Source organism: Sphingobacterium alimentarium (genome assembly GCF_004342685.1).
Classification (GTDB): Bacteria; Bacteroidota; Bacteroidia; order Sphingobacteriales; family Sphingobacteriaceae; genus Sphingobacterium; species Sphingobacterium alimentarium.
This window is the reverse complement of the sequence record NZ_SMBZ01000048.1, coordinates 1-20,510: the sequence shown is the minus strand read 5'-3', so window position 1 is coordinate 20,510 and position 20,510 is coordinate 1. Positions and strand designations below refer to the sequence as shown.

At 39.7% G+C, this 20,510-nt stretch carries 23 protein-coding genes; 12 read left to right on the top strand and 11 right to left on the bottom strand.

Annotation, left to right across the window (positions count from 1 at the left end):
* Window positions 1-7: 7 nt before the first annotated feature.
* The 7 genes from EDC17_RS14220 to EDC17_RS14190 are packed head-to-tail and all read right to left on the bottom strand — an operon-like array spanning window position 8 to window position 5,902.
* Window positions 8-436 (bottom strand): hypothetical protein, encoded by a 429-nt coding sequence (locus tag EDC17_RS14220; protein WP_019974902.1) that lies wholly within the window; start codon window positions 434-436, stop codon window positions 8-10.
* A gap of 12 nt (window positions 437-448) precedes the next feature.
* A complete protein-coding gene (traK, locus tag EDC17_RS14215) occupies window positions 449-1,072 on the bottom strand; it encodes a conjugative transposon protein TraK (RefSeq protein WP_132778715.1) in 624 nt (207 codons plus the stop codon).
* A gap of 21 nt (window positions 1,073-1,093) precedes the next feature.
* Window positions 1,094-2,089: a conjugative transposon protein TraJ gene (traJ, locus tag EDC17_RS14210; protein WP_132778714.1), complete on the bottom strand. Its 996-nt coding sequence runs from the start codon at window positions 2,087-2,089 to the stop codon at window positions 1,094-1,096.
* A gap of 3 nt (window positions 2,090-2,092) precedes the next feature.
* On the bottom strand, window positions 2,093-2,725 hold the full coding sequence (locus EDC17_RS14205; protein ID WP_132778713.1) for a DUF4141 domain-containing protein: 633 nt from the start codon (window positions 2,723-2,725) through the stop codon (window positions 2,093-2,095).
* A 26-nt stretch (window positions 2,726-2,751) separates the two neighbouring features.
* Complete coding sequence (locus EDC17_RS14200) at window positions 2,752-5,256, bottom strand: TraG family conjugative transposon ATPase (RefSeq protein ID WP_034727207.1); 2,505 nt, start codon at window positions 5,254-5,256, stop codon at window positions 2,752-2,754.
* Window positions 5,253-5,585 (bottom strand): DUF4133 domain-containing protein, encoded by a 333-nt coding sequence (locus tag EDC17_RS14195; RefSeq protein WP_019974897.1) that lies wholly within the window; start codon window positions 5,583-5,585, stop codon window positions 5,253-5,255. The genes EDC17_RS14200 and EDC17_RS14195 overlap by 4 nt, the downstream gene beginning before the upstream one ends.
* 11 nt (window positions 5,586-5,596) lie before the next feature.
* Complete coding sequence (locus EDC17_RS14190; protein WP_002979435.1) at window positions 5,597-5,902, bottom strand: DUF4134 domain-containing protein; 306 nt, start codon at window positions 5,900-5,902, stop codon at window positions 5,597-5,599.
* Between the two features lie 204 nt (window positions 5,903-6,106).
* On the opposite strand from EDC17_RS14190, the gene EDC17_RS14185 reads away from it, so the two are divergent.
* From EDC17_RS14185 to EDC17_RS14175, 3 genes are read left to right on the top strand one after another with little or no spacing between them, the layout of a single operon-like run.
* Window positions 6,107-6,406 carry a helix-turn-helix domain-containing protein gene (locus EDC17_RS14185; RefSeq protein ID WP_019974895.1) on the top strand — a complete coding sequence of 100 codons (300 nt, stop codon included), beginning with the start codon at window positions 6,107-6,109 and terminating at the stop codon, window positions 6,404-6,406.
* 55 nt (window positions 6,407-6,461) lie between these two features.
* Complete coding sequence (locus EDC17_RS14180; RefSeq protein ID WP_019974894.1) at window positions 6,462-7,667, top strand: SIR2 family protein; 1,206 nt, start codon at window positions 6,462-6,464, stop codon at window positions 7,665-7,667.
* A gap of 2 nt (window positions 7,668-7,669) precedes the next feature.
* On the top strand, window positions 7,670-9,424 hold the full coding sequence (locus EDC17_RS14175) for an ATP-binding protein (RefSeq protein WP_026357461.1): 1,755 nt from the start codon (window positions 7,670-7,672) through the stop codon (window positions 9,422-9,424).
* Window positions 9,425-9,480: 56 nt separating this feature from the next.
* Here EDC17_RS14175 and EDC17_RS14170 read toward each other — a convergent pair whose 3' ends face one another.
* The 4 genes from EDC17_RS14170 to EDC17_RS14155 are packed head-to-tail and all read right to left on the bottom strand — an operon-like array spanning window position 9,481 to window position 11,618.
* Window positions 9,481-10,116, bottom strand: a complete 636-nt coding sequence (locus tag EDC17_RS14170) for a hypothetical protein (protein WP_019974892.1) — start codon at window positions 10,114-10,116, stop codon at window positions 9,481-9,483.
* 12 nt (window positions 10,117-10,128) lie between these two features.
* Window positions 10,129-10,434, bottom strand: coding sequence for a DUF3408 domain-containing protein (locus tag EDC17_RS14165; RefSeq protein ID WP_132778712.1), 306 nt, complete (start codon window positions 10,432-10,434; stop codon window positions 10,129-10,131).
* Entirely contained in the window at window positions 10,434-10,838 is a 405-nt protein-coding gene (locus tag EDC17_RS14160) for a DUF3408 domain-containing protein (protein WP_066434606.1), read from the bottom strand. Before EDC17_RS14160 ends, EDC17_RS14165 begins: the two co-directional genes overlap by 1 nt.
* A gap of 12 nt (window positions 10,839-10,850) precedes the next feature.
* Entirely contained in the window at window positions 10,851-11,618 is a 768-nt protein-coding gene (locus EDC17_RS14155) for a ParA family protein (RefSeq protein WP_019974889.1), read from the bottom strand.
* 699 nt (window positions 11,619-12,317) lie between these two features.
* Here EDC17_RS14155 and mobA point away from each other — a divergent pair.
* From mobA to EDC17_RS14110, 9 genes are all read left to right on the top strand, one after another.
* Window positions 12,318-12,755 (top strand): conjugal transfer protein MobA, encoded by a 438-nt coding sequence (mobA, locus tag EDC17_RS14150; RefSeq protein ID WP_123851197.1) that lies wholly within the window; start codon window positions 12,318-12,320, stop codon window positions 12,753-12,755.
* A 2-nt stretch (window positions 12,756-12,757) separates the two neighbouring features.
* Window positions 12,758-14,047: a conjugal transfer protein MobB gene (gene mobB, locus EDC17_RS14145; RefSeq protein ID WP_132778711.1), complete on the top strand. Its 1,290-nt coding sequence runs from the start codon at window positions 12,758-12,760 to the stop codon at window positions 14,045-14,047.
* 102 nt (window positions 14,048-14,149) lie between these two features.
* The gene (gene mobC, locus EDC17_RS14140) at window positions 14,150-16,150 is read left to right on the top strand and encodes a conjugal transfer protein MobC (RefSeq protein ID WP_132778710.1); all 2,001 of its coding nucleotides are present in this window, start codon (window positions 14,150-14,152) and stop codon (window positions 16,148-16,150) included.
* An 81-nt stretch (window positions 16,151-16,231) separates the two neighbouring features.
* Window positions 16,232-16,906, top strand: a complete 675-nt coding sequence (locus EDC17_RS14135; protein ID WP_132778709.1) for a response regulator transcription factor — start codon at window positions 16,232-16,234, stop codon at window positions 16,904-16,906.
* Window positions 16,903-18,189, top strand: a complete 1,287-nt coding sequence (locus tag EDC17_RS14130; protein WP_132778708.1) for a sensor histidine kinase — start codon at window positions 16,903-16,905, stop codon at window positions 18,187-18,189. Before EDC17_RS14135 ends, EDC17_RS14130 begins: the two co-directional genes overlap by 4 nt.
* Window positions 18,190-18,275: 86 nt before the next feature.
* Window positions 18,276-18,677 carry a cupin domain-containing protein gene (locus EDC17_RS14125; protein WP_132778707.1) on the top strand — a complete coding sequence of 134 codons (402 nt, stop codon included), beginning with the start codon at window positions 18,276-18,278 and terminating at the stop codon, window positions 18,675-18,677.
* Window positions 18,678-18,731: 54 nt separating this feature from the next.
* A complete protein-coding gene (locus EDC17_RS14120; RefSeq protein ID WP_132778706.1) occupies window positions 18,732-19,280 on the top strand; it encodes a dihydrofolate reductase family protein in 549 nt (182 codons plus the stop codon).
* A gap of 13 nt (window positions 19,281-19,293) precedes the next feature.
* On the top strand, window positions 19,294-19,695 hold the full coding sequence (gene arr / locus EDC17_RS14115) for an NAD(+)--rifampin ADP-ribosyltransferase (protein WP_132778705.1): 402 nt from the start codon (window positions 19,294-19,296) through the stop codon (window positions 19,693-19,695).
* Between the two features lie 172 nt (window positions 19,696-19,867).
* The gene (locus EDC17_RS14110; protein WP_132778704.1) at window positions 19,868-20,446 is read left to right on the top strand and encodes a phosphatase PAP2 family protein; all 579 of its coding nucleotides are present in this window, start codon (window positions 19,868-19,870) and stop codon (window positions 20,444-20,446) included.
* The last annotated feature ends 64 nt before the right edge of the window (window positions 20,447-20,510 follow it).

Below are 20,510 nucleotides of genomic sequence, written 5' to 3'. Positions count from 1 at the left end.
TCTGTTGTTATAGCTTGAAACGCTTAGGACTTTGACCTGCCTTTTGCTTCGGTTCTTCATTGACCAAAGCGACTGCCTCAACCGCTTTGGGTGCGGATATGACTGACAGGTTTGTCAGTTCCGATTTTTTCAGCAGTTGCCCAAATTGGTCTTTCCTTGCAACCTCCATTCTGTTAAGCGAGAATTTGCCGTTCAGGTATTTTACCCACATACTGCATTCTACACTTGGCTTGTCTTCGCCCGACCATTGCAGGTAGCCCGTCAGCAACAAGTCCTGTTTAGGCAAACTATCTGTACCTTTTTGGCAGTTTTCGAGGTATTCGCCGATACTTTCCTTCAACTTTCCAGCATACGCTCCCTGCGTATGGAAATAGCCGTTATATCCTTTATCGGTAAGGATTTTTGCAAACGTGTTTAAATCTGATAATGCTTCCATAAGATTGTTTTTTTAGCGTTCGATAACTTCTATATCCCTGTTTTCTATCACTGCAAACTTTTCGATGTTGAAGCCTTGCGGGTTGTTGTCCGAACGGACAGAGTTCACGAGATAGCAGGAAGTAATCAGGTTACGCCTGGTCACGTTGCTCGAACGGATAATGAATTGTTTGGCGTAGGTACGCACCGCATAAGGATAGGTGTCGAAATTGCACACGACACTATCCACCTCAATGCGTTGCTGTACATTCCCCGAAATAATCCTGCTGTAATAGCCCTTTTCCGACAGGTCTTTGTAATAATCAAAAGCTGATTTATCGGCAAGGTTGAATGCCCTGCTCATATTGCTTTCGATAGCGTTCTTGTCGGGAGCAAGCGTAAAAAAGAGTTCGTGAAAACGCCTGACGTGTTCCCTTGCTTCCACAGGTCGGTTGATACTTGCATCTTGCGATAAGGCAAGCATCAACGATTTTCCATTATCCAGCACATAGATTTTTTGCCGTTGTTCATCTGCAAAGCTGTACGATTTCCATACGGCAAATCCTACCACGCCAATGCAGAGAACGGCAAATACAATGGCATATAGCCGTATCTGCCTAAAGCTGTTTTCGATATTTCTTAATGTTTTAAATTCCATTTCTTAATAATTTGATTGTTTTTATTTTCCCATTAGTTTACCACCGATATTTCCAACTGCCGAACCTGTTCCCGCTCCGGCAATATTTCCGGTTTTCATTGCAGCTTGGTTTACATTGCGTGTAAAGTTTCCTGCACCGCCTGCCTGAATAATCCAGCCTGTTACCGTTGGGATAGTGAAGTAGCCCACGATACCGATTATCATAAAGATGATGTACACGGTATTTGAGGTATCAGGAATGTAAGTCGGGTCAGCAAGCATTGCTATATCCTTTTCGATAATGAGGGATTGTATTTTGGCAAGCATAGAGCTGAACAGGTCTGCCACGGGCAACCACAGGTAAACACTCACATATCGGGTAAGCCATTGTGTGAGCGTGGATTGAAAACCGTCCCACACGGAAATAGCAAAGGCTATTGGTCCGAGTATGGACAAGACGATGAGAAAAAACGTCCGTATGGTATCAATGACCAAAGCTGCCGCCTGAAACAGTACTTCGAGCAGGTTACGAAACCAATTCTTAATAGCTTGTTCGGTTTGGTAGGCAAACCTATCCATATACATTCCCGACATCGTAATCAAATCGTTGGGCATCCATCCCAATTCTTCGAGCTTATTATCAAATTCTTCGTTTGATACCAAATAGGCGGTTTCAGGATTTCGTAACATCGCTTCCCGTTCCAACAGGTCTTTTTTAGCTTGTAAATCGTTGAGGTCAAGCACCTGATTTTCGAGAATGGCGTGAGTACCTTGTACCACAGGACTTAACACGGCATTGATTGTTCCCAAAACAATAGTCGGAAAGAACATAATACAGATACCCAAAGCGAACGGACGAAGTAACGGGTACATATCAATGGGTTCAGCTCTACTCAACGCCTGCCATACTTTTATGGCGACATAGAACAAAGCCCCCAAGCCTGCTACTCCCTTAGCCACTGCCGCCATATCGGCGGACAGTGGGAGCATCTCATCATACAATGAGCGTAGGACTTCGTGCAAATTTTGAAATTCCATAGCTTACCAATATTTTTGGTTAGGAGTTCCGTACAAGTCAAGCACTCGTTTGGTATTATTCTGTTTCTTTGCACGTAGAATACTTACAGAGATATTTTTATTCGTGTAGTATCTTACCAAGCTGTGATATTCTTTAACCTCTTTGTACACACGGTCGATAATATCCATTCTCTCCTTGTCGTTCAGTGACAGGCTTGTAGAGGTTACAATCTGTTTCAGCTCTTTGAGCAGTTCGGTACTTTCATTCAGCAATGCCGAATAACCATTGCTAATAGCTGCCAATTCCTGTGCAGAAAAATTCGGGTCATTCATCATCTTACCGAAATTGGTAACATACATTTCCGATACATCGCCTACCAAGAGTACCGTTTGCTGTACCTTGCGGGCATCTTTAACCAAATTGTTTACCGCTTTGAGAGCATCGTAATATTCCTTGCCCTGTTCATACACTTTCTTTACTTCGTTGAAGTTCTTAATCACGTTGCTCACAGTCGAGGAAGTCTGTACGATTTCATTCGCACTGTTGAGAATACCTGATGCCAGATTTGTGGGGTCGGTTACTACCCATTGTGCTTTTGCGGACGGTGCTACGGCGAGCATTAGTGCCGTACACACCATAAAAAGGAACTTTTTCATTTTTATGAATTTTAAAATGTTAATGACTATTGATTTGCTTTGTCACGCCTTTGCATTGCGATATGCTTAATGGCGAGTTCTACGTTACCGTCCAATTCGGAAGCTAATTGCATTACCTCCATTTTTTCGGTTTCTTCTGTCGTGTATGCGAGGTATTCCTCCAAACTAACTTCGGTGGCATAGACTGCCGAGTTCGTACCACCTAAGCCAATCCAAACCTCTTTGTACAGTCGGCTTGCATCGTTGTTCATATTGATAGAAAGTACCTGACCTTTTTCCTTATCTGTAAGCCCCAACATTGCCTGTATGTCATCGAATTTATTCATATACTTACGCTGGTCTAAGAGGATTTTACAGTCGGAATTGTTGATGATACTTTCTTTTACAATGGGCGACTGGATAATATCATCTACCTCTTGCGTAACGACAATCGCCTCTCCGAAGAATTTGCGGACGGTTTTAAATAAATATTTTATATACTCCGCCATTCCTTCTTTGGCAATCGCTTTCCACGCTTCTTCAATCAGGATGAGTTTTCGGATACCTTTCAGCCTCCGCATCTTGTTGATAAAAACTTCCATAATGATAATTGTGACTATGGGAAAGAGGATTTTGTGGTCTTTAATCGCATCAATTTCAAACACGATAAAGCGTTTGGAAAGCAGGTCTAACTGCTTATCGGAGTTCAACAGATAATCGTACTCTCCACCTTTATAGTAGGGTTCGAGAACGTTTAAAAAATTTGCTATGTCAAAGTCTTTTTCCCTTACCTGTTTTTCTTCGAGTACCTTGCGGTAATCGCCCCGTACATACTCATAGAAACCGTTAAATGATGGGTAAACATCGTCCGTTTTGATACGTTCGATATAGCCGCTTACGGCATTGGAAAGAGCAACCTCTTCAGAACGGGTTGGCGGTTCATCATCACGTTTCCAGAGTGTCAGTATTAAAGTCTTGACACTTTCACGCTTCTCAATGTCGAACACGCCATCATCGGTATAGAAAGGGTTAAAGGCAATGGGATTGTCTTCGGTGTATGTAAAATACACGCCGTCTTCGCCTTTGGTCTTTCCTTTGATGAGTTCGCATAAGCCCTGATAACTATTCCCTGTATCCACCAACAGGACGTGAGCACCCTGTTCGTAGTATTGCCTTACCATATGATTTGTGAAGAACGATTTTCCCGAACCCGATGGCCCCAAAATGAATTTGTTGCGGTTCGTGATAATCCCACGCTTCATTGGCAAATCCGATATATCCAAATGGATAGGCTTTCCGGTCAGGCGGTCAGCCATTTTGATACCGAACGGAGAGGGCGAATTGTGGTAGTTGGTTTCTTCCGTGAAGAAGCACAAAGCAGGCTCAATGAATGTGTAAAAACTTTCCTCGCTCGGAAAATCGCCTGCATTGCCCGGCATTCCAGCCCAAAACAAAGTGGCTACGTCCGTAGTGTTGTGGCGAGGCTTACACTCCATCAATGCCAATGCACTACCGCAATCGTTCTTTAACTGTTTCAGCTCCGCAGGGTCTTCCGACCACGCCATAATGTTGAAGTGTGCCCTTATGGAAGAAAGACCGAACGAATGTGCTTCGTTCAGGTATTTTTCTATCCACTCTTTGTTGATTTGGTTTGCCCTGCTATACCTTGCCAAAGAGTGCATATTCCTTGCAGACTTTTCAAACTTTTGCAGGTTGTCTTCGCTGTTATCCAAAAACAAATATTGGTTGTAGATATGGTTACAGCTAAGGAGTAATCCCACAGGAGCAGCGAACGACAAACGGCAGTCGCTCCGGTCGGTGGATAGCTTTTCAAAACGGGTATCAGCCGATACCGTTCCGGGCAAATCGTCTGTATCGGACAAGGTGTGCAGGCTCAACCTTTTGTTTCCGATACGGACTTCTTCCGTTCCGAGTGCGATGTCCTGCATCGGTGTTCCGCTTTCCCTTGACAGGGTTAGGTACTGTTCCAACAATCCCTGCTTTTCATCCGTTCCGATGATTTCATCTTCGGTAAGGCGTTGCAGGGTTATGAAACCGCTATCGTTCACGATACGCTCAAACTGTGCCACGGCTTCCATAAAGCGGTGTATCGTTTCCTTGTTCCTGATTTCCTTAGGTATGAGCGTACCTTTGCAAAGCGAACTGAAGTTGCTTTGCATACGCATTCTTTCCTTAGTGGTCTTGGTCAGGAACAGGTAACAATAATGGTTCAGAAATGGTCGCTCATTAAAATGGCGTTGGTAGGATTTAGCCAAAAAACTTTGGTCTTCCTTTGCCAAATCGGGAGCATAGCTTTCTTTGATGTACCAATCCTGTTTGTGGATGACCGTAAAATCCGGCAAGGTCTTGATAGCCTTATGCCAGGCGGAGTGAATAGCTTCGTATTCCGCCGATGCTACCGTAAACAGTTCCGGCAAACGAACCTCAAAGCAGGCGGTAATGTCCGCATCTTTGGAAAGGATGCAGTTGTTTTCTACTGCCAACAAAGGAAATTTGTTTTCCAGCGTTGTTGTCTTTGCAACGTTTCTCATAGGGCATTCGATTTAGGAGTGAATTTTAAATAGCGGTGTACAGGCTTGCGACAAATGATGTATCGGGGATGTCTTTTTCCTGCCCCGATTTTCATTAGCCCGTGTTCGCCGTACTTCCTGTTTAGTGAAAAGGTCTGCCACACAATGAGCGAAGCACCGCCAGCTCCGAGGAACAGGCAGATGTAAGAGTTTACGCCTGCCATATACAGTATCATCACGAGGATGAGCGTACCGAGCAGTCCGCCAGCGAAAATGAACAGGTATTGTGCTTTCAGTCCCTTAAATTCCACTGTCCTGCCAATGCCTTTGTTTATGTTGTAATTGTTCATAAGGCAAAGGATTAAAGGAAGAATGAACGCAGGATGGTAGCCGCTACGATTAAGAAGATACACGCACCGAACCAGCTTGCCGCAGTCTTCGATGTGTCGGGGTCGCCCGAACTGAACTTATTGTAAACTTTAACGCCCCCTATCAAGCCCACGACCGCACCGATGGCGTAGATTAATTGGGTTGCGGGGTCGAAATAGGAAGTTACCATTTGGGTAGCCTCGTTGATACCTGCCGAGCCGTTTCCCTGTGCGAACGCACCAATTCCTGACAGCATAGCCACGGCTGCCAGCAAAACTTTTTTTCTCTGTTTTTCCATAATTGAAACACATTAATTTGTTATTGTTATCCCGCACCTTGCGGACTTTCGGAACAAAGGTGTTTCAGAAATCAGGGCGTTATAATAAAGTGGCAGTCAAAGGAATGATTTGGCAGTGAGTGGCTTTATAGAAAGTCTAAATCCGTATTTATTAAACTATTTTGCTTAAATTTGACATATTTAGACAAGTCTTAAAAAAGCAAAATGGCATTTGGAAAACACATAAAAAGACTAAGAGAAAGTAAAGGATTGTTCCTACGGGAAGTTGGGGCTGCATTGGAACTGGATAGTGCTTTTATCAGTAAAGTCGAAAATGAAGAAAGACCATTGCCAAGAAAACACATCGAAAAGCTTGCAGAATTTTTGAATACCCCAATTGATGAGCTATTGGTTTTATGGTTTTCAGATAAAATAAAGGGACTTATTGACGATAAAGAAATAGGAAAGCAGGCTTTAAAAATTGTTTTAAAAGAATTAAATGCAATCAAGAATAATGCAGATTAGGTTTTTAACAACTCTTCTTTGGCAATAAAAAGGTTAACAAATAAAATATGCGAATATGAAATACATTTTACTCAACAATAACAGTTCTGTTGCTTATGATGATAGTGATGCTACTGATATAAAAGTATATATCGACGGCAAACTTCACGATTTCAAAGAAAGTACCGAAAATAGAATTGATTATGCAATTGCAACAAATAGGAATAAATACTCCCAAACTCTAAATAATCAGTTTGAGAATTTATTACTTCTAACTGGTGCAGGGTCATCTATTGGTTGGGGAAAAGATGGGAAGTTGGGTAAGTCGATGGCAAATTTATGGGATGATGCGGAAGCTCTTTTAACAGCCGATGTTTTTGGAAAGTTACTTGAAACTATTGGCTACGATGAAAAATGGGATGATGGCTCTATAGTAAAGAATTTAGAAAAGGTTCTTTCTATGGCAACACCTGCTATACCATATATACCCAAAGAGGATATAGATATTGAGGATTGTGTAAACAAAATTAAAGATTTTATCAAAGAAGCCTGTCAATTGAGTTTGCCAGATAATTCGCCACATACGCTCTTATTAAATAAAATAACGAAACGCAAAGTTACTTTACCAAGATTTAAGCTGTTTACATTGAATTATGACCTAATGTTTGAACAATCAGCTTGTGAAAGCAATTTTGTTGTTATAGACGGGTTTTCATTTTCTCAACCAAGAATATTTAGTGGGCGTAATTATGATTACGATATTGTTTCCCGCAATCAAAGTAGAGTAAAAGAAGAAGACAATTTTATTCAAAAAGTTTTCCATTTGTACAAATTACATGGTTCTGTAAATTGGGAAAAGCAAGACAACAAGATTATACAAAAAGAAGAACCTGACGAACCATTGATGATATATCCACATCAATCAAAATATGAAAGCTCTTATGAACAGCCGTATTTTGAAATGATGTCGAGGTTCCAGTCCAATTTGAGAAAGGAGAATGTTTTCCTTATTACAATAGGCTTTAGTTTCGGGGATAAACATATCGTAACCGCAATCATCGAAGCCTTGGAACAAAATCCAGGCTTTCAATTGATGATTGTAAATAAAGGGATAGATGAAACCAACGAAAATATGAAACCCTTTATTGATGCTGCAAACAAATATTCCAATATATCTATTGTTTCAGAAACCTTTGAGGATTTCGCTAAGAATTATCCTGACTTAAAATCTTACAATCAGGAAGATACACGACAAATAGTAATTAATATCCCTAATAGTTAGATATGAGCAATAGCCCCTTTAATCACAGTCATTTTCTTGGGTATGTAAATTTTGTATCCCCTGCATTTGTGAAAGTGCATTTCCCGTCTTCTGTTTTGATGAAAACATTTGTTCACCACGCAGAAGTGTTGAGAGGTGGACTTGTAGGAAACTATATTGTTGTTGAGGGAGAGGAAAAAGGTTTTCTGGGAAAAATGTTGGAAATATCATTACCTGAAAAAGAACGGTTGGAATTAAGTGAAAGAACTTTTTCAACTAAAGCATTTCATCCAGTAGGAAGAATAGAAATTCTTTTATCATTTGATTTGTTTGACCCGAGTAGAATAGAAAAAGGGATAAATAGCCTCCCACTCATTGGTTCTAAGGTATTCATTTGTTCGTCGGAATTTCTTTCTACACATTTCAAAACCTTTGGCATAAAACCCGAAAATATCGAACATTCTCCTACTTTTAGAATGGGGAATTTGATATACGATAAAAATGTTCCCGTAGATATTTCTTTGCAAGCGATATTTAGTCGTCATTGTGCGGTTGTTGGTACAACAGGAGGAGGGAAAAGTTATACCATCAGCAAATTTATTGAGGGAGTTATAGAAACTGGAGCAAAAGCTATAATCTTAGACCCAACGGGAGAATACTCTACATTTGATGCTCATCCAAAAGTTGACCATTCAACACTGATTTCAGAAAGCTATTTTCCATATCAGAATTTAACCATTAATGATTTATTCGTTCTGTTCAGACCATCAGGACAAGTACAGCAACCCGTTTTATTGGAAGCTATTAAGTCGTTAAAAGTTGCACATTGCTTATTAGGGAATATTCCTAATAATGGACATAATAATGATGGAACTAACGATACTTTTACATTCAGGGGTCAGCAAGTAGTTATAAATAATGGATTAGTTGTAAAACAAAATAATATTACTGCGGCATATAATAATGCCTACTTTACTTATAAATCTATTATAGAAGATTTCACAATAAATAATTTCAGTATAAATCTACTCCACAGGCAAATAGGGAATGAATGTTTTCAAATATTCAACGACCGTTGGGCAAACAATAGAGATGAAAGAAATTATGGAAATGCAACGAGTTTAATAATGCGTGTTAACAATGTAATATCGGACAATGATTATTCCGGTATGTTTGGATTTAATGCTCCAACCACAAATAACCTAATAACCAAGATAGACGAGTTTTTGAATAATCCAGAATTAAATATTTTAAGAATTGGTTTTGAAAATGTACCTTATAATTTTCAGGCAAGAGAAATCTTGGCAAATTCATTGGGAAGATACTTATTGAATAAAGCTCGAACTAATATTTTCAGAGAAAATCCTCTAATTCTCTTTGTAGATGAAGCCCATCAGTTTTTAAACAAGAAAATTAAGGATGAATATTTTGAAAGCACAGAATTAAATGCTTTTGATAACATTGCTAAAGAAAGTCGTAAATATGGATTATTTCTATGTTTATCAACACAAATGCCAAGAGATATTCCTGTTGGTACGCTAAGTCAAATGGGAACATTCATTACTCATAGGCTGATAAATTATCAAGATAAGGAAGCAATCGCGAGTGCTTGCTCGACTGCCAATAAAGAAACTCTTTCTTTTTTACCATCTTTAGGGTCAGGAGAAGCAATTATTATGGGAGTTGATTTTCCAATGCCAATATCAGTCAAAGTAGATATGCCAACAATTACACCGAAGTTCGATACTCCAAAATTTGTAAAAATAGCGGGCACTTAGTTTTATAGCGTTTGAACAATTTTTAATTTGTGTCTAACATACAAAAGGGAGCTTGCCTAAACAAACTCCCCAATGTCAAAATCACTCAAATCACTTTTCCGCAAAGTGGAAGAACTGTCTTCCGTTTCAGATGAAAGGGTGCTATCCAAAAGCTCGGCTATTCTTCGGGAAGCATCTTCCATAGAATTCTCCAATAGGCTGAATAATTCGGTTCCCTGTATTTTTTGAACTATGGCTATCGCTGTTTCCTTTTGGGCTGGTTCCAATTCTTCTTTTTGGAGCAACACCCCCACGGAGCTTAGTTCTTCAAAGGTAACCCCTTGGGCAAAACCGTCATCGCCACCGGATATTCCGTACCTGTTCCAATCTTCTTCCTCTTCCTCCAAATCAGGTATATTACTGAAAACTTCGTCCAGCTCTTCCTTGCGGATTTGAATGCCGACGTTTTCATTTTCGTCGTATTCAATGTCTAAATTAGCGGGGTTTATCTCCGGTTCCTCAATTTGGCGTTCATTGGCAGCGTTTGGCATTGAAAGGCGTTCTACGGATTTTGGCTGCCCCATAATATCGGGCAGGTTCGGATTGACTTTCTTCTGCGGAGGTTCTTGTTTTGTCCTTTTCTTAATGACAATCTTATCCTGTAAAAGCAGGACAATGACTATCAGCAGGCATATCACAATTACTATTTCCATAACGTAGGTTTTTTAAAACAAGCCTTTGTACTTTTCGTTGAACTCTTTTGTAATCATATATTCAAATACTTTAAAGTGATGTTCAAGAATATTATTGAGATAGGCAAACAAGGGTATTTTATCATCGCCTATAATCTGGACTATGCGGGTTAAACGCTCGTGATGTTCAGGACTTAGGTATATGCTTTTATTGCCTCTTTTCTGCATTTTATTCATTTGCATAAATGCGTTTTCATAGGTTGTTTTAGCTGTATTGCTAACTGTATCGGAGTTGCTGCCGGCTGCAACAGTATTCCTGTTCTTTTTATCTTTCTTCATTATAGAATGGGTTTAAAATGTTCATTGAAATAATCGGTAATATCGTCCCCGTACTCCCTGAAATGATGTTCAAGAATATTGTCAATGTAAGAGTAGAGCGTTGTTCTTTCTTCCCTTGTCAGTTGAACGATGCGGAGCAATCTTTCGTGGTATTCAGGGCGTATGTAAACGACCTTGCCATTACGCCCCGATGGAAAACGATTGACCAAAAACGTTTCCTCGTAGTCCGCTTTCTTTGATGAACTGTTACGGGCTTTTTCCCTGGGCTTGTTTTCCTTTGGTACATCCTGCTTTTTGTTAATGGTCGGTGGAGCAACAGGCTCATCGCCGCTTATGACGTTCATAAGGTATTCCTCATCAACATTGGGCTTTTCAAAATCGTTGTTTTTGTTATCTGAAGCCATACTTTACTATTTTTATAGATGAGTGATTTTTAAAAATTCCTCGACAAACAAATCCATTTTAGTTGCTTTCATTAACTGTGGTTCGGCAGGCAGCAAACTTGACCTGAATACATAACTGCCTGTGTCGTCTGTTTCCTTTCGGAAACGCTTGCTGTCCATTATCCTTGTTTCCATTATGGGCAGGTTGAGTTCTTTGATGACACTTTGATACGCATCATACAAACCTGTTTTTTCCCTGCCATCCACTTGGTTCCAGAACAGCCACATCTCTTGTTCGGGATTGCCCTCGTCCGTTTGGGGAAGTCCGAGAAAGGCTTTGGTAAAGCCCAATGTACTTTCCACTACCAAACGGTCGGCAGTAATGGGCGAAAAGATGAAGTCCATTTTTTTTAAGGTTGTCAGTACACCTTTGGTATTGGCTGTTCCCGGCAGGTCGAAGAAAATAACATCCGGCACAACCGCCGACTGGCTTCTGTATTCCGATGCTTTCTCCAGAGCTGTTTCAGCCTTGCATTTGATAATCGGGTACGCTTTTTTGTTGATGGCTTGAAACTGCTTCATTGCCGCCTTTTTATGGTAGTCGTTCTGCATTATGGTTCTCTTATCCCGTTCACGCATATTGGTCAGGCTGTGTTGCGGAAAGTCGCAGTCCATCACCAGCACATTAAAACCTAAACGGTAGTGAAGCACACTTGCCAGCAAGGTGGTCATTGTAGATTTTCCCACACCGCCTTTTTGGGTGGAGAAGCTGATTTTTAAAGTTTTCTTTGTTGTTTCCATTATTTAAAAATTTATTGTTACACACTTTATTTGTTTTGCAGGATTGAATATTGGTTTATCTGATTATTACCTCATTCCTATATTCCTGCATTCCCTTTTGCGTACTTTCCTGCACAGGTATTTGCTTTCATTTTTGCCTTGTCAGGCACATTCTTTAGCAAGTGGCAAACCTTACAATAGGTAAATTGCTTTACCGCTTTTATGCTTTTACACTTTTATTGTTTTATGCTTTTAAGACCTTATGCTTTTATTCCAAACTGCCTGTTTGCAAACCTGATTTTCTTCTTTGTTGAAATACATTTTTTACTACCTGCACTAAAATTATACGGCAAATAAAGCGATTGATTTATCCGCTGATTGAGGTGTGGCAGTGTTTGGCACTCAAAGGCAGTCTTTGTCCGGGTATCGCATTGCAATACTCTTACAGGTAGGGCTTTACTTTGTACAATGATTATTATTAACGGATTTATGCAAAAGTCTTTTGACAAAATGGAGGGTAACGGGAACGGCATCGAGCCGTTTTCCCTGTTACATTTAATCCGTCCCGAAGGGCGGATTTTTGTGTTCAACGGAACACGGCAAGTTGTGTTTTGAGGCACTCGAAACCGAGTTAGTGCCTCAAAACAACTTGCCCTGCTGGGAGCTTAAAAAACGTCTTCCGAAGTCAGCGTTTTGTGTGTATTTAAAAATGGATTAGTGATGAACGAGAACAATAACAAAAAACAGAATAAGGGCGGACGGAGAGCTAAGACCGACCCAAGCATCCACCGCCACGTTTTCCGCCTTACGGACGAAGAAAACGCCAAACTCTTATCGCTTTTTGAAGCATCGGGAATGCCCAATAAAGCGAAGTTTATCATTTCCCTACTATTCAGTAAGGAAATGAAATCGGTTAAGATTGACAAAGGAACGGTTGATTTTTATATGCGGTTGACCTCGTTTCATAGCCAGTTCCGTTCCGTAGGCGTGAACTATAATCAGGTTGTAAAGCTACTGTACAAACATTTTTCCGAGAAAAAAGCGGCAGCGTTCCTCTACAAATTGGAAAAACAGACGGCTGAAATGGCGATGCTATGCCAAAAAATCATCCAACTAACCGAGGAATTTGAAGCGAAGAACCTGAAAAAACAGCCTTAGAAATGATAGCAAAAATCGGTAGAAGCGGAAATTTATACGGAGCATTGGCATACAATCAACTTAAAGTGGAAAATGAAAACGGACAAATTTTGTTTGCCAATAAGATGATTGAAACCGCTAACGGGCATTATTCCGTGGCACAATTAGCCCAATCTTTTGCGCCTTACCTGATAGCCAACCGCAATACCGAAAAGCATACGTTGCATATTTCGCTCAATTCCGACCCGAAAGACAAGGTAAGCGATGACAGGTACAGGGAAATGGCAGAGCAGTATATGCGTGAAATGGGTTACGGCGAACAGCCTTTTGTGGTATTCAAACATACCGATATTGACCGCAGTCATATCCATATCGTTTCGGTTTGCGTGGATGAGGAGGGCAAAAAAATTTCGGACAAGTTCGAGAAAATGCGGTCTATGAATGTGTGCCGTGAACTCGAAAGGAAACACGGTCTGATACCCGCAACAGAAAAGGAGCATCGGCAAAACGACAAGGCTTTTCGTCCGGTAGATTATAAAACAGGCGATGTAAAAAGCCAAATTGCCTCGGTAGTCCGCCACCTGCCGAACTATTATCAATACCAAACTTTGGGAGAATACAATGCCTTGCTTTCCCTGTTCAATATAACCACCGAAAAGGTGGAGGGCGAATTGCAGGGAAAAATGCGTCAGGGTTTATTGTACATTCCTTTAAATGAAAAAGGCGAAAGAGCCGGACACCCATTCAAGGCTTCCTTATTCGGAAAGAACGCAGGGCTTCCGGCTTTGGAATTGCATTTTGCAAAATGCAAAATTGCTTTGAAAGATAATCCAACCCAAAAGACCTTACAGTCTGCCGTTACCATTGCCCTGCAATCTACCAATGATGAGCTGGCTTTTAAAAAGCAGTTAGCCGAACAGGGCATTAATGTAGTGGTGCGTAGAAATGACACAGAACGTATTTATGGGATAACATTTATAGACCACAATTCTAAAAGCGTTTGGAACGGTTCACGTTTAAGCAAGGAGCTTTCCGCCAATACTTTTAATGATTATTGGAATAATAATATCAAACTGGAGATTAAAGAGCCAGTTGAATTAAAACCGAAAATATCCACATCAAATGATGCGGATCTTCCTGCGGAAGAACCGCATCATTTGTTCGACTTCCTGAATACTAATGAAAAACACGAAGATGGTTTGATTGAAGCATTGGGAGGTTTATTGCCCGAAGCACAGGGCGAGGATTACGAGGAACAGGATTTTGCCAACAAAATGAAGAAGAAAAGAAACCAAAAAAGAGGTCAAAAATAGAAATCAGCCAAACACTGCCACGCACCGCCATTGAGTGCCACATTCTTATAGCCACTATGTAGAGCCTTTAAATTCACGCCCGAACATTAAAACTAAAAAATAATGCAGGGAGAAGACGATTTAAGAGGTTTAGCCAAAATAATGGCTTTTATGAGGGCAGTAAGTATCCTTTTGGTACTGATGCACCTTTATTGGTTCTGCTACGGTTTCTTTATAGAACGTGGCTGGACTTTAGAAATCATCAACAAAGTATTGGGCAATTTTCAGCGAACGGCAGGGCTGTTTTCGCATACCCTATATACCAAAGTATTTTCTTTGATGTTACTGGGTTTAAGCTGCTTGGGAACAAAAGGCGTTAAGAACGAGAAGATAACCTGGTCTAAAATTTATGTGGCTTTAGCGATTGGTGCTATGCTGTTTTTTCTGAATTTCCCTTTACTAAAGCTACCGTTATTAACCGCTACAATCCTTTATATCCTTACCACAGGTTTAGGCTATATCGCTTTAATGGTAGCCGGAGTTTGGATGAGCCGTTTGCTCCGTACCAATTTAATGGACGATGTTTTCAACAACGAGAACGAAAGTTTTATGCAGGAAAACAAATTGATGGAAAACGAATATTCTGTCAATCTTCCCACGAAGTTTTATTACAAAGGAAAATGGAACAATGGCTGGATTAACATAGTCAATCCTTTTCGAGCCTCGATTGTGTTGGGAACTCCGGGTTCCGGCAAGAGCTATGCAATCGTAAACAACTACATCAAGCAGCAGATTGAGAAAGGCTTTAGTATGTATATATATGACTTCAAATTTGACGACCTTTCTACCATTGCCTACAATCACTTACTGAAGCATCAGGATAAGTACAAAGTTCAGCCCAAATTTTACGTCATCAACTTTGACGACCCACGCAAGAGCCACCGTTGCAATCCACTCAATCCCGACTTTATGACGGATATATCCGATGCTTACGAAGCGGCTTATACCATAATGCTCAACCTTAACAAATCGTGGATTTTGAAGCAAGGGGATTTTTTCGTGGAAAGCCCAATTATCTTGCTCGCAGCGATAATCTGGTATTTGAAAATCTATGATAACGGTAAGTATTGTTCCTTTCCACACGCCATTGAATTGCTGAATAAGAAATACGCAGACGTGTTTACTATTCTCACATCTTATCCCGAATTGGAAAATTATCTATCTCCGTTTATGGATGCTTGGCAATCCGGAGCGCAAGACCAATTACAAGGGCAGATTGCATCGGCAAAAATTCCTTTGTCAAGAATGATTAGCCCGCAATTGTATTGGGTTATGACGGGCGATGATTTTTCGCTTGACATCAACAATCCGAAAGAGCCTAAAATTTTATGCGTGGGTAATAATCCCGACCGTCAAAATATCTACTCCGCAGCATTGGGTTTGTACAATTCAAGAATTGTGAAACTCATCAACAAAAAGGGGCAATTAAAGAGTTCGGTTATTATAGATGAGTTGCCAACCATTTATTTTAGGGGACTGGATAATCTTATCGCAACTGCGAGAAGTAATAAGGTAGCGGTTTGTTTGGGTTTTCAGGATTTTTCGCAATTAACAAGGGATTACGGCGACAAAGAGAGCAAGGTTATCCAAAATACGGTTGGTAATATTTTTAGTGGGCAAGTGGTTGGCGAAACTGCAAAAAGCCTTTCGGAACGCTTCGGTAAAGTATTGCAGAAACGCCAAAGTATGACGATTAACCGCAACGATAAATCTACCTCTATCTCCACACAGTTAGAAAGCCTTATTCCGGCTTCCAAAATTTCAACGCTTACACAAGGTATGTTCGTGGGTTCTGTATCAGACAACTTCGATGAGCGCATTGAGCAAAAAATCTTCCACGCTGAAATCGTGGTGGATAATGAAAAGGTCGCTTCCGAAACCAAAGCCTATCAAAAGATACCGCAAATTTTATCATTTGTAGATGAGCAGGGCGAGGATAAAATGAAACAGCAAATTGAAAGCAACTACCGTCAGATAAAACAAGACATTGTACAGATTATCGAAACGGAATTGGAGCGTATCAAGAATGACCCGAACTTACAGCATTTGATGCAGCAGGAGTAATTATAAAACGCAACTACTGTGGACATTCTAAATTTCTTCAAAATTCAATTTGTAAATTTGTAAAATGAAAGTACCGAAAGAATGAAAATCCTAATAATAGAAGACGAAAGAGAGCTTGCAAAAAGCATCGTGGAATATCTTTCCGAAGAAAATTATCTGTGTGAAGTTGCAGCCACCTTTACGGAAGCAATGAACAAGATAGATGTGTTCAACTATGACTGTATCTTATTGGATATAACATTGCCGGATGGTAACGGACTGAAAATTTTAGAGGAACTGAAAAAAGAGAATAAGCAGGATGGCGTTATCATCATTTCGGCAAAGAACTCCGTAGATGATAAGATAAAAGGATTGCAGATAGGAGCCGATGATTACCTTACCAAGCCTTTTCATTTATCGGAACTGACAGCCCGCATCTATTCCCTTATCCGAAGAAAGCAATTTAACAACTCCAACATTGTTAAGCAGGACGAACTGGAAATAGACCTTTTGGCAAAAAACGTTGCTGTGAACAGTGAACCTATCGCACTTACAAAAAAAGAATTTGATTTGCTGATTTACTTTATTGGGAATAAGAACCGTGTACTCTCCAAAAGTACTTTGGCAGAACATCTTTCAGGAGATTTTGCCGATATGCTCGACAACCACGATTTTGTCTATGCACACGTTAAGAACCTGAAGAAGAAACTTAGTGATGCAGGCTGCGAACAATATATAAAAACCGTTTACGGTACAGGCTACAAATGGGAAGGATGAAAAACTTATTACAGAAATCGCTTAACCAGCTTACCATCTTTGCATTTATTGTATTTGCATTGAGTGTTCCGTCATACTTTCTGTTAGTGGACTGGATTTGGCTGAAAGAACTGGACGAAAACAATTATCTTATTGCAGAGCGGATAGAAAATGAATTTAATGAGCAAAATATCAGCGATGAAAAATTAGCTGAAAACATTAAGTTTTGGAACGAGATACAGCCAGTAAGTAAAATAGAATATGCTGAACAGCCTTTATTAAAAGACAGTCTATACACCATTAGGCGAGAAAATTCATATTCTTCAAGAAAAGATGTCATAGACCGGTTTCGTGGTTTAAAGACCAATATTAAAATCAATAACCAAAACTATGTATTGGTTGTGGAAACCAATGTTGAGGAAACCGAAGAAACCGTTGCTTATATTGCTATGGTCACGTTGTTGTTTTTCCTGATTTTAATAGTTGGTTTTTGGATTTTGAACAGGAGGCTTTCTAAAAAAATATGGCAACCGTTTCAGGACACTTTGCAGAAATTAAAGTCATTCCAATTAAACAGCCAAAAACAGATTGAGTTTCAGGAAACCGATACCATTGAGTTTGCTGAATTGAACGCCACGCTTGATAAGCTGCTCCAACATAGTATTACCACGTATAAAAATCAAAAGGAATTTACGGAAAATGCTTCCCACGAATTGCAGACGCCGTTAGCAGTTCTGAAAAACAAGCTGGACATTCTACTGCAAAGCAATGACCTTACCGAAAGGCAATACCACATTGCAGAAGAAATGAACAAAGCCCTAATAAGGAGTTCACGCATCAATAAAAACCTGCTATTGCTTGCCAAGATTGAAAATAGCCAGTTTAATAATTCGGAACTTATCAGCTTCGATACTTTGGTCATTCAAAGTATGGATGCTTTGCAAGAGCATTTTAAAGAGAAAAATATAAGTATCGGTTCTCATATTCTGCCGGATGTTGAAGTAAAGGGCAATAGTGGATTGACCGAAGTGCTAATCAATAACCTTATCATTAATGCCATCCGCCACACAGCTCCGGGAGGTGCGGTACGAGTAGTATTGGAAAAGTCGGGCTTTGAAGTAAGAAATTCGGGAGAACACCCACTTAATACAGAATTGTTGTTCAAACGGTTTTCGAGGATGTCTGCCGACAATAGCGGTAGCGGTTTGGGCTTGTCTATCGTACAGGAAATATGCAGGCTTCACCAATGGAACGTAAAATATGGCTTTGAAAATAATGAGCATATTTTTTCCGTGACATTTTAAAAGGTAAAAAACTATTACGTTTTTTCTTGTCTTATGAAAAGGTGCTGTACTGAAAATATTTATTCCTTTGTAAAAAGTAAAAGTCAATGGAACATAAAAACAATTCAGCCGATGCTTTGATACTTCCTGAAGGAGAAGGACGGATATATAATTGCGGTACAATGACCGCCATTTTCAAAGCGGACGAAAACGAAACCAACGAAAAATACAGTATTTCTGAATGGTGGTTGGAACCAAATTCCGATGGAGCCGGAGCGCATCAGCACGAAGACAACGATGAGGTATTTTACGTATTGGAAGGCACAACTTCCATTCTTATAGGCGACAAATGGATAGATGCAGACAAGGGAACTTTTATCAGGATACCAGCAAAGACAATTCACGATTTTGCGAACAGGACTGATAAAAGAACAGGCGTACTTAATTTTTTCGTTCCCGGTGGGTTTGAAAGGAATATGCCTGCAATAGTAGATTGGTTTGAAAAATAATAAATGATTTTATGGTTTCAATAGATACATCTGTGGCAAAAAAATAAAAACAAAATGAGAAAAGTAATTGCGGCATTCAATACGACTATTGACGGAAACTGTGACCACACTGCGGGAATAGCGGATGAAGAACTACATCAACACTATACCAGCCTTATGAACAATGGTGGTGTTATCCTTTATGGACGAACGACGTATCAACTTATGGAATATTGGCGAACGTTCTTAGAAAAGCCTTCGGAAGAAAAACCAATGAATGACTTCGCTATGGCTATTGACAAAATCCCAAAAATTGTTTTTTCCCATACGCTTAAACATGTAGATTGGAAAAGTGCAAAATTAGCAAGCCGAAATCTTGAAGAAGATGTTCGGGAACTCAAACAACAATCTGGAAAAGACATTTTTGTTGGAAGTCGCAGCTTAATTATACAGTTAATGAACCTGAATTTAATTGATGAACTACAACTTTGCATTCAACCCGTTATTGCAGGAAAAGGGCTGTCCTTATTTGAGGATATTAATGACAGGACAATGTTTAAACTCAAAAAAACTAAAAAATTTACTAACGGAGCAATTATACTTTATTACGAACCGGCAAAATAAACAAGGCTAATAAATGACAGCTATTTCAGACATCGGCCCGTTTTACCACGGGACGAAAGTAGATTTACAGATTGGCGATTTACTGACGGCAGGTTTTAATTCCAATTTCAAACCTGAAATTATAATGAACCATATCTATTTCACGGCGTTGGTTAATGGCGCAGGGCTTGCGGCAGAACTGGCAAAGGGAAACGGAAATCCCCGTGTTTATATCGTAGAGCAAACGGGAGATTTTGAGAACGACCCCAACGTTACCGATAAAAAATTTCCCGGTAATCCCACCCGTTCTTACCGTAGCCGGAAAGCATTAAAAAAAATATTTGGCGAAATAACAGATTGGGTAAGGCTGACAGAAGAGGAGCTTAAAGATTGGCACGAAAGATTAGCGAATATCAAAGGAGAGATTATTAATTAATGACTTTAGTAAATCACTGAAGTACAACAATAATCACGAACAACAAAATCCCAGCCCCGACTTTAGAGGCCGGGATTTTTATCAGATTGCAGAAAAACACCATACATATATAAAAATTCTAAATTTCTTCTAAATTGCTCCGGTACTTTACCCCATTTATAATGAGTAAAGTATGAATTTAAAAATATGCAATAACTATTCAAGGCTAAACCCATCCTTGTTTATTTTACCCGTATTTTTACTATTTTCTATTGTTGTATTTCTATATAGCAGAAATGCGTTAAGTATTGATGGATACATACAAATTCAAAAAGATAGTTTCTTCTCTGCCAATCACATTTTAGGGCAGTATCCTAATCTCCAGTATAATCTTACCCAATTTGGCGATGCCCTGATATTCTTGTCGTTTTTAAGCATTTTCATTGTGTACGCCCCTAAAATGTGGGAGGCTTTAGTATTGGGCTCACTGGTTTCCTGCTTACTTTCTTATATTCTAAAACAAATATTCGGAGTGCCAAGACCTGCGGCGGTTTTTGATAATGACAGCTTTATTATCGTCGGAAAAACATTGGCGGGACACAACAGCTTACCCTCCGGGCATTCCATTACCATTTTTACGACACTTACCATCTTGTTGTTTACATATATGCCCTGTGAGCTGAAACATAAGATTTTATGGTTTTTTCTCATAATCACAACCGGGCTAATCTTTGCACTTACAAACCTGAATTCGATTATTAATTCTATTTAAAATTGCAATCATGGTGGTAAATGTTTATATTTAAGTATCTGAAATTCAAATATTTAACAATACA